This is a genomic window from Tenacibaculum aiptasiae (assembly GCF_965221665.1).
In the GTDB taxonomy this organism is placed as follows: Bacteria; Bacteroidota; Bacteroidia; order Flavobacteriales; family Flavobacteriaceae; genus Polaribacter; species Polaribacter aiptasiae.
The window spans coordinates 376,101-388,173 of record NZ_CBDCSN010000003.1 but is presented as its reverse complement, the minus strand read 5'-3'; the positions used below and the strand labels follow the sequence as shown (position 1 = coordinate 388,173).

The following is a 12,073-nucleotide window of genomic DNA, read 5'->3' as shown; positions in this document are numbered from 1 at the left end:
AAAAGTACTAGTTGTTAATATGCTTAACTTCTATTTCTTTAAGAATAAATTGGTTACATGTTTAAACGCTAAAAGCGCTAGCTGTACGTTATCTTTCACATCTAATTTTCTCCGAATTCTTTCTGTACTACTTCTATATGCGCTTCTAGTTATTCCTAGCTTATTACTTATTTCGTCAGAGGTAAATCCCTCCACTAAAAATTGCATAACTTCAATTTCTTTACTCGATAAAACGTCAGTTAATAATAAGCCTCCAGAGCTTTCCAAATTCATGTCTATAACAGCATCTCTAGATTTTTCAGAAAAATAAAGTTTTCCATTATAAACTGTTTTAATTGCTTCAACAATACAATCGCCTGATTCTTCTTTTAGCACATAACCTTTAGCTCCGAGTTCAATTACTTTTTGTATTGTGAATCCATCACAAATACTTGTTACCATTATAGTTTTAATATCGGGGAACTTTTTACTTAAATGCTTTAATACATCTAAACCATTATAATATGGCATCGAAATATCTAAAAGAAGTACATCACAATAGTTATTATCTAACCATTCCATAAGACCAAATCCATCTGTTGAAGACCCCACTACGCTTATACCTTCAGCTTTCATCATAGCTTTGTAACCTTCTATAACAATTGGATGATCATCTACTAAATATACTTTCATTTAATTCATCTAATTTCAACAAATGTAAAGTTTTAACTTTACTTAAAAAGAGGACGTTTGTCTCAAATAATAAAAATTTCAAAATTTTTAATACGTTTTGTAACAAAATTTATCTTTATCTACAGGAACCTAAAACAGATAAAATGATAAAAAATTTTATAATTATAATTTTCTCTTTAAAAATTACATTATAAAGAAGGAAAAGCCATACTACAATTACGGTTTTTCCCTTTTTACTTTTTTTTCAATATCCTATTTTTGAGCATAGTAAAAAAATTATCATTATGAAATATCAAATTGGTGAACAGTTAGGTTATGACTCTAGCACGAATAAAAACCCTTTTGAAACTGAAACAGACGTTGTAATTATTCTTCAAACTAAAAAAGATTTTCAAGAAGAAAACAATAAACTAAAAGCTAGTTATGATTATTATGTACAATCTCTCATAAGTAATAATGAATTTTTCTGTATTGAAGACGAACTTAGTGTACTTCCTCAATTTTAAAATTACCTAACTACATACCACTTTAAACGCTTAAAAAGTTTAACAAAACATTCTTGAGAACTTTTATGCTGAATGATATTAAAATTATAAAACTTTTAGTATTCAATAACTTATTATGATAAAATGTTCTAGTAACATCTAAAATATTTAGACTAAAAAAAAATAATTTAATTAAATAAAAAACCCACTCAAAAGAATTGAGTGGGAAAATTGCTATGAAAAAGAAGTCTTAAAGACGTCTCAATAAGACAAATACAATATACAATATATTTTTTAAAATCATAATGTTTTTATTATTTTTTTAACTTTTTTGATTAAAAAATAATCATAACTAAGATCAAAACCTTTACTTACTTTTATTAACCCTTTCATAAACAACAACTTACAAGAACACTTAACTCTAAAACTCATTCTATTCTCAGAAATATTCCATTCATCTACACTTTAATTCACTTCAACTAATTTCATAAATTTTTACCATAAATCAATACTACCTTTGAAGTATAATTAAAGGTTTTGTTTTCCCATTAAAATAGATTAGTTATAAGAAAAGAAGTGTCTGGAGGTGATAACTTCTTTTCTTTTTTAACTATATGTGACCTAACATAAAAAACTGTGTCTTAAGTATGTAAAATTGTGACACCCCTTTTTTTCATGGCTCCCTTGGGAGCTTTTTTTAATATGTGACTTTTAAAATTTTATTGTGTCTTAATAATATACTTTGTTAGTGCTATGGGGATAATACTAATGAGTTAATTTAACAATTTGAAGGAGTTCTTTATTGAACTCCTTTTTTAGTTTAAAAATATGGAATTTCCTTACTTTTATTATGGCTTTTTATACGTTTACATATTTCTTTATATCTAGTTTTGAGAAACTTAAAAACTAATATCATGTTAAAAAACATTACAAACTTAGGTTCTATTTTAAAAGCAACTGAACAAAAAAGTATTAATGGTGGACTTTCAAGTATATGTCCAAGCGAAGGAAAAAGATGTAATAGTATGTTTCCAAGCCCTGTACACTGTATCACAATTCATGCTTTTTGTTGTGTAGAAGGATTCTTTCAAAAATGCTAAATATTTAATTAGCATGGTTACTTTATAAAAAAATCAGCATTTGTATAAATGCTGATTTTTTGTTTATCCTATTTTACCTCTTTTTTCCTGTTTTCTTTAACGTTATCTGTTCTTTACATAAACTTAAATACATTTCATCTATACCTTTCCCCATCTCATCTAATAATACCAATATAAATTACTTTCTCATAGTATCTTTGTAATATAAATTATGATTAAAAGTTTCATTGTAGTTTGTTTATTTAATTAGTTAGTTTGGAAAAGAAGTATCCTATACAATGGATTACTTCTTTTCTTTTTACATTTTTTTAAACTTTTTATAAAAAGTATATTCTTTTTTAGTATATTTATCTGGCAATGAGGTGTGAATAAATTAAATTTGGTCCCCTGATTAAATTAAAATTTTAAAAGCTTTTTCTCAGAAAAATCTAATTTTATAAAGGCTTCAAAAAAATTCATTAACGAGTTTTTTTAATTATCAATTAGGTGAATAAACTTCACAGAGTTTTAAGGGAATAAAAATGAGTATTCACCTAAAGCAAGATAGTTAACAATATACCTCATTGCTTTTTCTTCAATTTCATACCAAATTAAACTTTAGTTTCGTTTATGCATTAGTTACTTGCTTTTTTGAATTAGCATCATTCAGCCTACATTGATTATATAGTTTTGAAAAAATTAAAATTATATAATATGTTAAAAAATATTTCAAACTTAGGAACTATTCTAAACAAAACAGAACAAAAAACTATCAATGGAGGTTTTACAATTAATGAATGTACTTTTAGTGCTGATTCAAGTACTGATTGGTGTTGTCATTTACCACAAGGATGCCCTCAATAATATTTAACAATATTTTGAATGTTTTTAAGCGGGATTATCCCGCTTTTTTATTTTGAAGCATTAACAAGAATACCAAATCTCTTTTTAATTGTATTTAAGTGCTCTTCAACTATATCTTTTTTCATTTCATCTAAATATCAAAACTTACACTCTCATCCTCTACTATCTTTGAAGTATAGATTAAAAGTTTTTTCATTTTTAATAAATTGAGTGATTAGTAAAATTAGGAAAAGAGGTATTCCGGGGGGACAGCTTCTTTTCCTTTTATTTGTTTAAGTCTATTTTATTCACACAAAAAAGTAAGGCAAACCCATACTTTTATTATGGTTTTTCAACTCTATTTAAAAATTTAACTATTTAGATTTGAGAAACTTAAAAAAAACTAATCATGTTAAAAAACATTTCAAACTTAGGTACAATCTTAAACAAAAAAGAACAAAAAACTATCAATGGAGGTATTGGTTGGCAACAATGTGGTCCTTCAACTTGTTGTCTTACACTACCTGGTGGACACGAACTAAGAGAACCATGTAGATGTTATGCATGGGGTGGATGTATCTTATTATAGTAAGTTCACCTTATATTGAGTAGGGTAATTATATTTTTAATTGTTTATATATTAGTGTATAATACTTTCCTCTTTATTTAAAAAGAAGGTTCTTTAGGGAATCTTCTTTTTTAATATTAACTATATTCGTCTATCACAAAACGATGGATATCCCTTACTTTTATTACGGTTTTTTCTTAATCTTTTTTTTTGTTTTTATATAAGTTTGGTAAAATTAAATTTATATCATGTTAAAAAATATTTCAAACTTAGGTACTACTTTGAACAAAAAAGAACAACAAGCTATTAACGGAGGGAAAGCTTCTGGATGTAATTTAAACTATTTATGGTGCCCCCCTGGTTGTGAGTGTCATGTAGATCAAGTACGTTGTGAACTTGTTCAAGTATGTGGAGGAGGTTCTTCTTTTTAAGACTTTATACAAAGTGGGCTTGTCCCACTTTTTTTATAGATAATACTATAATTTTACTATTCTTTTCTCTTTAAATACTTCCTCTTCTATTACTTATTAACATATTTTTTTAATTATTTATTTAAAAGTTTCTACCTTTGTAATCAATTATGAAGTCAATAAGTCATAAAATAATATCTTTTTTAATGGCATTTGTAGTAGTATTTTCTACAATGTCTTTTAATATCGATATGCATTATTGTGGCGATACTTTAGTTGACTCTAATGTATTTGGTTCTGCTGCTAATTGCGGAATGGAAATGGAGAAAACTTCTACTAAAGAATGTTCTATTTCTAAAAAAAACTGTTGCAACGATAAACAAATTAGCGTTGAAGGTCAAGATGAATTAAAAACATCTTTTGATTCTCTTACAAAAGATCAACAATTATTTGCACTTTCATTTATATACACTTACACTAATCTTTTCACAGAAGAGTCTAACAAAGACAACTCTTATAAAGATTATACTCCTCCTCTGGTCGTCAAAGCTATTTATAAGCTAGACGAGACTTATTTAATCTGATTTTTAAACTATAGATTCTTTTATTCTAATGAATACTAATTCATTGGGATAGTTTTTTGTATTCGGTGTTTACATTCACCTATTTTCTAAAGTTTAAAAATCATAAGCAATGCTAAATAAGAGCATCAAATTTCTAATAGAAAACAAACTCATTGCCATACTATTACTTATCCTTTTTTTAGGATGGGGAGCAATAAATGCGCCTTTTAATTGGAACTTAGGTTTTATTCCTAATAATCCAGTAGCTGTTGATGCCATACCGGATATTGGTGAAAATCAACAAATAATCTTCACTAAATGGGATGGCCGATCTCCTCAAGATATCGAGGATCAAATAACATATCCTTTAACTACTTCTTTATTGGGAATTCCTGGAGTAAAAACCATACGTAGTTCTTCAATGTTTGGTTTTTCTAGTATCTATATCATCTTCGAAGAGGATATTGAATTTTATTGGAGCCGAAGTCGAATTCTTGAAAAACTAAATTCCTTACCTAGCAATTTATTACCCAAAGGTGTAAATCCAACGCTAGGACCAGATGCTACTGGTTTAGGACAAATATATTGGTATACTCTTGAAGGGCGTGATGAAGACGGAAATGTTACTGGTGGTTGGGATTTACATGAGTTACGTAGTATTCAAGATTATTATGTAAAGTACGCTTTATCCTCAGCGAGTGGTGTTTCGGAAGTTGCTTCTATTGGCGGATATGTTCAAGAATATCAAATAGATGTAAATCCAGAGTTAATGCGTCAATACAAGATTAGTTTAAGCCAAATTGTAAAAACCATTAAGGAAAGTAATAAAGATATTGGCGCACAAACTTTAGAAATTAATCAAGTTGAATATTTAGTTCGTGGTTTAGGTTATATCAAATCAATTTCTGATATAGAAAACACTGTTGTTACTTCGGAAAACTATACTGCTATTAAGGTTAAAGACATTGCTAAAGTTTCTTTAGGTCCTGCTACCCGAAGGGGAATTTTAGACAAAGAAGGTGCAGAAGTTGTAGGAGGTGTTGTAGTAGCTAGATATGGAGCAAATCCAATGGAAGTGATTAATAATGTTAAGAAAAAAATTGATGAGTTAAGCACTGGGTTACCTTCTAAAATTTTGTCTAATGGAAAAACATCACAAGTTACCATTGTGCCTTTTTATGACAGAACTGAGCTTATACAAGAAACATTAGGAACACTTAATGAAGCACTAACTTTAGAAATTTTAATCACCATTTTTGTAATCATTGTAATGGTGTTTAATCTGCGTGCTTCCATACTCATCTCTGGATTATTACCCGTAGCTGTTTTAATGGTTTTTATAGCAATGAAGCTATTTAATGTTGATGCAAACATTGTAGCTTTATCTGGTATTGCTATTGCAATTGGTACCATGGTTGATGTTGGTGTTATTCTCTCTGAAAATGTAATTCGACATTTAAATGAAGACACTAAAAAACTACCTATAAACACTATTGTTTATAATGCTACAGCAGAAGTTTCTGGGGCTATAGTTACTGCCGTAATGACTACAATTATAAGTTTTGTACCTGTATTTACAATGATTGGAGCTGAAGGAAAACTTTTTAGACCTTTGGCTTTTACTAAAACTTTTGCTCTAATTGCTGCATTGGTAATTGCGTTATTTTTAATTCCTCCTTTTGCAGCCTATCTATTTAGAAAAAGAGAGATTAGAAGAACCTCTAAATATATTATTGGTGGACTTTTAATTGTATTAGGAATTCTTATTCTTACATATGAAAATTGGTTAGGATTAGTAATAATAGGTTTTGGAATTACTACTATCATTAAACAAGAAGCTTTTCATATTTCTTTTTCCAATTTTAGTTATACAATTTCTAAAAACATAATTAATATTATTATTTGTGTAATAGCTATTGTATTCCTTTTAGCTAGTTATTGGAGACCCTTAGGTGTTGATAAAAGTATTTTTATAAACCTTGTCTTCGTTTCAATTATCTGCTTCGGATTGTTAGGAACCTTTAGCCTATTTCAAAAATATTATACTCGAATTTTACAATGGGCACTAAAAAACAAGTTAGCTTTTTTAACCATTCCAACATCAATTGTAGTCTTCGGATTTTACATTATGAAAAATACAGGAAAAGAGTTTATGCCTTCTTTAAATGAAGGTTCTTTTCTACTAATGCCAACTTCAATGCCTCATTCTGGAGTTGAAGAAAATAAACGAGTACTTCAGCAATTAGATATGGCAGTAGCTAGTATTCCTGAAATCAAAACTGTAGTTGGTAAAGCAGGAAGAACAGAATCGGCTTTAGACCCTGCCCCACTCTCAATGTATGAAAACATTATTCTGTATAAACCAGAATACATGTTAAACTTACATGGTGAACGTCAACGCTACAAAGTTAATAATGAGGGCTTATTCCAATTAAAAGATGGAAGTTTTATAGCCAATCCTAACAATACTAAAGATAAAGCAACTATAAATTCTGAAATAAGCAGTCAACAACTAATTGAAGATGCTAATGGTGAATTTTATCGTAATTGGAGACCTGCTATAAAAACACCTAATGATATTTGGAATGAAATTGTTAGAGTAACTAAACTACCAGGTGTTACATCTGCTCCTAAACTACAACCCATAGAAACACGTTTGGTTATGTTACAAACAGGTATGCGTGCTCCAATGGGGATTAAAGTAAAAGGTCAAGATTTAAAACAAATTGAAGCTTTTGGAGTAGACCTAGAGCACATTTTAAAACAAGTAGAAGGAGTAAAAAAAGAAGCTGTTTTTGCTGATCGAATTGTAGGAAAACCATACTTATTGATAAACATTGATAGAGAAAAAATAGCTCGTTATGGAATTTCAATTGAAAAAGTTCAAAACGTTTTAAAAGTAGCTGTTGGTGGTATGCAAATTACTCAAACAGTTGAAGGGCGTGAACGCTATGGAATTCGTGTACGATATCCAAGAGAATTAAGAGCTAATCCAACCGATTTAGAACAAATTTATATTCCTGTTGAAAAAGGTAGTCCAATTCCTTTAAGTGAGTTAGCAAGTATCCAATATGAACAAGGTCCACAGGTTATAAAAAGTGAAGACACCTTTTTAGTAGGATATGTTCTATTTGATAAATTGGAAGATTTTGCTGAAGTAGATGTAGTTGAAAATGCACAAAAATTAATACAACAAAAATTAGATTCTGATGAATTATCAATACCAAAAGGTATTAATTATCAATTTACTGGAACTTATGAAAACCAATTACGAGCAGAGAAAACTTTAGCTATTGTAGTTCCTCTAGCTTTATTAATAATTTTTTTAATACTCTATTTTCAATTTCGTTCTATAAGCACTTCGTTAATGATTTTTACAGGAATTACTGTTGCTTTTGCAGGTGGTTTTGTTATGATATGGTTATATGGACAAGATTGGTTTTTAAACTTCAATTTTTTAGGTGAAAACATTAGAGAGCTCTTTAATATGAAAACCATTAATTTAAGTGTGGCCGTTTGGGTAGGTTTTATAGCACTTTTTGGTATTGCTACTGACGATGGTGTTATTATGGCAACATATCTAACTCAAGTATTTAAAGAAAAACAACCTACTGATAAAAATGCCATTCGATTAGCTTCTTTAGAAGCAGCTAGTAAGCGTATCAGACCTTGTTTAATGACTACAGTAACTACAATTTTAGCTTTACTTCCAGTGCTAACATCTACAGGAAGAGGAAGTGATATAATGATACCAATGGCAATTCCAATTTTTGGAGGAATGATTATAGATATAACCTCTTATTTTATTGTTCCTGTTTTATATAGTTGGAGAGAAGAAATAAAAAATGGAAAACTGAAAATAAACCATAAAACATTTTTAAGTGATGAAGAATAATAGATTACATATAAAAACAATCTTGACTCTAGTAACTATTTTCTTGAGTCATTTGATGAATTCCCAACAATTAACAACTTTAATTGATGAAGCTTTGGTTAACAATCCAAAAATTCAAAGGTTTGAATTAAAATATAAAATAGCTTCAGAAAAAATAAAAGAAGTAAATACACTTCCGAATACAGAGTTTGGATTCGGTTATTTTTTAAGTGAACCTGAAACTCGAACCGGAGCGCAACGTTTTAAAATATCTGCTAAGCAAATGCTTCCTTGGTTTGGAACTATAACAGCTAGAGAAAACTATATAAATTCTCTTGCAAATACAAAATATGAAGATATTCTTATTACAAAACGAAAATTAATAGCTTCTGTATCTCAATCTTATTATAATTTATATAGCATGAGAGCTAAGCAAAAGGTTTTGTCTGAAAACATTGCTTTACTTAAAACCTACGAAACCTTAGCTTTAACTTCTGTAGAAGTTGGTAAAGCTTCTGCTGTTGATGTTTTACGTTTACAAATGCGTCAAAATGAACTTGAACAATTAAAACAAATCTTAACACAGCAGTACTTAGCTGAACAAACTACTTTTAATAAGCTTTTAAATAGAGATAAAACGATTAAAATTAATATAGTGGACCTATTAAGTATTCCTCTACAAGACGATTTAATTATCTCTGAAAACTTAAAAATCCATCCAGAATTAACCAAATATGATAAGCTTTACAAATCCATTGAGCAATCAGAATTAGTAAATCAAAAAGAAAGTAAACCGATGTTTGGTTTAGGGTTAGATTATGTAGCAGTATCTGAACGTCCAAATATGAATTTTAGTGATAATGGAAAAGATATTGTAATGCCAATGGTTTCTTTATCAATTCCAATTTTTAATAAAAAACACAAGTCGAAAACAAGGCAAAACGAATTGAAACAACAAGAAATAACAGCTCAAAAACAAGACCGTCTTAATGCTTTACAAACAATATTAGCTAAAGCTATTAACAATCGAGCTTCTGCAAAAATTAGTTACGATACTCAGGTTAAGAACTTAAAGCAAGCTAAAGATGCTGAAAGTATTTTAATTAAAAACTATGAGACCGGTACTATAAACTTTAATGACCTATTAGATATTCAGGAATTACAATTAAAATTTCAAATGAATCAAATAGAAGCTGTTCAAAAATATTATTCAACAACATCAATCATAAATTATTTAACAAACTAAAAACAATTATTAATTAACTTAAATATAGATTTAAAATGAAAACAACTTTCAAAATTTTAGCAATAGGATTATTATTCATTACCATATCATGTAAAAATAATCAGAAAGAAAACTCTACTACAACTAAAACTACAACAGAACAAACACAAAGTAAAGAAAAAGGTAAAGAGTATACTTCTGCATACGTTTGCCCAATGCATTGTAAAGGTAGTGGTAGTGATAAGGAAGGTAAATGTCCAACTTGTAACATGGACTATGTAAAAAACAAAGATTACAAGAAAAAAATGTAATTACTTAAAGTATAGTAACATTAACTCTATGTATTCTAATGTTGCTATACTTTTAAAAATTTTACAGCATTTTAAATTTATACATGTTAATATAATTTATACAGAACGATTAAAAACGTTATAAAATGAAAAAATATATCATATATATTATCATATTGGTTATTGGAATACTTCTAGGAAGTTTTATTTTCAATAATCAAAATAATGATAGCTCTCATAAGCATAATTCAAGCACAGAAGTTAATCAAATGTGGACTTGCTCAATGCATCCTCAAATTATGCAACCTGAGTCTGGAGACTGCCCTATTTGTGGTATGGATTTAATTCCTGCAGAAGCAAATGCTGATGGTTTGGCTCCTGATCAATTTAAACTTACTAAAAATGCTATAGCCTTAGCTGATATTCAAACTTCTATTGTAGGTAATAATGAAATTGAGAATAACATCATTAAGTTATCTGGAAAAATTTTAGAAAATGAAGAAAAAAATGTTGTACAAGTAAGTTACTTTTCTGGTAGAATTGAACGTTTAAACATAAACTTTACTGGTGAAAAAGTACACAAAGGACAACTATTAGCTACTATTTATTCACCTGAATTATTTGCTGCTCAACAAGAGTTACTAACCACTTTAGCATTAAAAGAATCCCAACCAGCTTTATACAAAGCAGTTCGAAATAAACTGAAATTATGGAAATTGACGGAAAAACAAATTAACCAAATAGAAAAATCTGGAAAAGCAAAATCGAACTTCCCTATTTATGCAACTGTTTCGGGTACAGTAAATGAAAAACTAGTATCACAAGGAGAATCTGTAAAACAAGGACAGCCGCTACTAAAAATATCAAACTTAAGCACTGTATGGGCAAATTTTGATGTTTATGAAAATCAAATCAGTTTATTTAAAAAAGGTCAAAATATTTCTATTACTACCAATGCTTATCCAAACCAAAAGTTTGAAGCTACAGTTTCGTTTATAGACCCTATTTTAAATACTAAAACTAGAACCACCTCTTTAAGAGCTGTTTTAAATAATAAAAAGAACATTTTTAAACCAGGAATGTTTGTTGAAGGAAAAATTGAGAACATAAAGTCAAATAAAACACAAACAATAAATATTCCTTCTTCAGCTATTTTATGGACTGGTAAAAAATCTGTAGTATATCTAAAACCTAACTCTGATAAGCCCATTTTTGAAATGAGAGAAGTAAAATTAGGAACTTCTTTAGGTAATTATTATGAAGTTTTAGAAGGATTGAAAATTGGTGATGCTATAGTAACCAATGGTACTTTTACGGTCGATGCTGCTGCTCAATTACAAGGTAAAAAATCGATGATGAATAAAAATGGTGGTAAAACTATGACTGGGCATGAAGAACATATGGTAATGCAAACCCATGATTCTAAAATTATTGAAAGAATCAGAGTTTCTTCTAAATTTCAAGAACAGTTAAATAAAAATTTCAACCAGTATATCAACTTAAAAGATACATTACTAACCGATAATTCTAAAGAAATAATAACTCAGGCTAAAAAACTATTAATTAGCTTAGATGAAGTGGATATGAAATTATTAAAAAAAGACTCTCATAACAAGTGGATGAAACTTCATAAAGAAATTACTTCTTCTATAAATTCTATAATAGAAACCTCAGATATAAAAGAGCAAAAAATTTACTTTAATCAATTAACTGCATCTTTTAGAGTTGCCATTCAAATATTTGGTATTAATAAAAAGGTATATTATCAATTTTGTCCCATGGCTGATAATAACAAAGGTGCTTATTGGTTAAGTAATGAAGAAAAAATAGTGAATCCATATTTTGGTGGAGGAATGTTAGGCTGTGGTAGTATTAAAGAAACTTTAGAATAATTTTTTAGTTAAATATTATTAAAACTCTTTCTATTAATAAAAAAACAAAAAAACATTGTGCTATTTAATTTATTCTTATTATATTTGCACCACTTAAGAGACGTCTTAAGTTCTTTTTCATAGCAATTTTCCCACTCAATTCTTTTGAGTGGGTTCTTTTTTTATAACAGTT

The 12,073-nt window shown here is 28.5% G+C and carries 10 protein-coding genes; 9 read left to right on the top strand and 1 reads right to left on the bottom strand.

What is annotated here, in order from left to right:
• Positions 1-30 precede the first annotated feature (30 nt).
• Positions 31-672 (bottom strand): response regulator transcription factor, encoded by a 642-nt coding sequence (locus tag ACOQN8_RS13490; RefSeq protein ID WP_272148853.1) that lies wholly within the window; start codon positions 670-672, stop codon positions 31-33.
• Positions 673-956: 284 nt separating this feature from the next.
• Between ACOQN8_RS13490 and ACOQN8_RS13485 the strand changes: the two genes are divergently transcribed.
• The 9 genes from ACOQN8_RS13485 (at position 957) to ACOQN8_RS13445 (ending at position 11,901) form a co-directional block, all read left to right on the top strand.
• Positions 957-1,178: a hypothetical protein gene (locus ACOQN8_RS13485; protein ID WP_272148852.1), complete on the top strand. Its 222-nt coding sequence runs from the start codon at positions 957-959 to the stop codon at positions 1,176-1,178.
• Between the two features lie 1,772 nt (positions 1,179-2,950).
• Positions 2,951-3,100: a hypothetical protein gene (locus tag ACOQN8_RS13480; protein WP_272148850.1), complete on the top strand. Its 150-nt coding sequence runs from the start codon at positions 2,951-2,953 to the stop codon at positions 3,098-3,100.
• Positions 3,101-3,488: 388 nt separating this feature from the next.
• Positions 3,489-3,668: a hypothetical protein gene (locus ACOQN8_RS13475; RefSeq protein ID WP_272148849.1), complete on the top strand. Its 180-nt coding sequence runs from the start codon at positions 3,489-3,491 to the stop codon at positions 3,666-3,668.
• Positions 3,669-3,895: 227 nt separating this feature from the next.
• On the top strand, positions 3,896-4,078 hold the full coding sequence (locus ACOQN8_RS13470) for a hypothetical protein (protein WP_272148848.1): 183 nt from the start codon (positions 3,896-3,898) through the stop codon (positions 4,076-4,078).
• Between the two features lie 149 nt (positions 4,079-4,227).
• Complete coding sequence (locus tag ACOQN8_RS13465; RefSeq protein WP_420553074.1) at positions 4,228-4,641, top strand: HYC_CC_PP family protein; 414 nt, start codon at positions 4,228-4,230, stop codon at positions 4,639-4,641.
• A gap of 109 nt (positions 4,642-4,750) precedes the next feature.
• Positions 4,751-8,515, top strand: coding sequence for an efflux RND transporter permease subunit (locus ACOQN8_RS13460; protein WP_420553073.1), 3,765 nt, complete (start codon positions 4,751-4,753; stop codon positions 8,513-8,515).
• Between the two features lie 55 nt (positions 8,516-8,570).
• Positions 8,571-9,740, top strand: coding sequence for a TolC family protein (locus tag ACOQN8_RS13455; protein WP_420553778.1), 1,170 nt, complete (start codon positions 8,571-8,573; stop codon positions 9,738-9,740).
• 35 nt (positions 9,741-9,775) lie between these two features.
• The gene (locus ACOQN8_RS13450) at positions 9,776-10,030 is read left to right on the top strand and encodes a heavy metal-binding domain-containing protein (protein WP_420553072.1); all 255 of its coding nucleotides are present in this window, start codon (positions 9,776-9,778) and stop codon (positions 10,028-10,030) included.
• Positions 10,031-10,155: 125 nt separating this feature from the next.
• Complete coding sequence (locus ACOQN8_RS13445; protein WP_420553071.1) at positions 10,156-11,901, top strand: efflux RND transporter periplasmic adaptor subunit; 1,746 nt, start codon at positions 10,156-10,158, stop codon at positions 11,899-11,901.
• Positions 11,902-12,073: the final 172 nt, after the last annotated feature.

Excerpts from the sequence above, each read along its gene's own strand:
- ACOQN8_RS13470 (WP_272148848.1), top strand. The coding sequence starts at position 3,896 with ATGTTAAAAAATATTTCAAACTTAGGTACTACTTTGAACAAAAAAGAA.
- ACOQN8_RS13475 (WP_272148849.1), top strand. The coding sequence starts at position 3,489 with ATGTTAAAAAACATTTCAAACTTAGGTACAATCTTAAACAAAAAAGAA.
- ACOQN8_RS13490 (WP_272148853.1), bottom strand. The coding sequence starts at position 672 with ATGAAAGTATATTTAGTAGATGATCATCCAATTGTTATAGAAGGTTAC.
- ACOQN8_RS13445 (WP_420553071.1), top strand. The coding sequence starts at position 10,156 with ATGAAAAAATATATCATATATATTATCATATTGGTTATTGGAATACTT.
- ACOQN8_RS13485 (WP_272148852.1), top strand. The coding sequence starts at position 957 with ATGAAATATCAAATTGGTGAACAGTTAGGTTATGACTCTAGCACGAAT.
- ACOQN8_RS13480 (WP_272148850.1), top strand. The coding sequence starts at position 2,951 with ATGTTAAAAAATATTTCAAACTTAGGAACTATTCTAAACAAAACAGAA.
- ACOQN8_RS13465 (WP_420553074.1), top strand. The coding sequence starts at position 4,228 with ATGAAGTCAATAAGTCATAAAATAATATCTTTTTTAATGGCATTTGTA.
- ACOQN8_RS13460 (WP_420553073.1), top strand. The coding sequence starts at position 4,751 with ATGCTAAATAAGAGCATCAAATTTCTAATAGAAAACAAACTCATTGCC.
- ACOQN8_RS13450 (WP_420553072.1), top strand. The coding sequence starts at position 9,776 with ATGAAAACAACTTTCAAAATTTTAGCAATAGGATTATTATTCATTACC.
- ACOQN8_RS13455 (WP_420553778.1), top strand. The coding sequence starts at position 8,571 with ATGAATTCCCAACAATTAACAACTTTAATTGATGAAGCTTTGGTTAAC.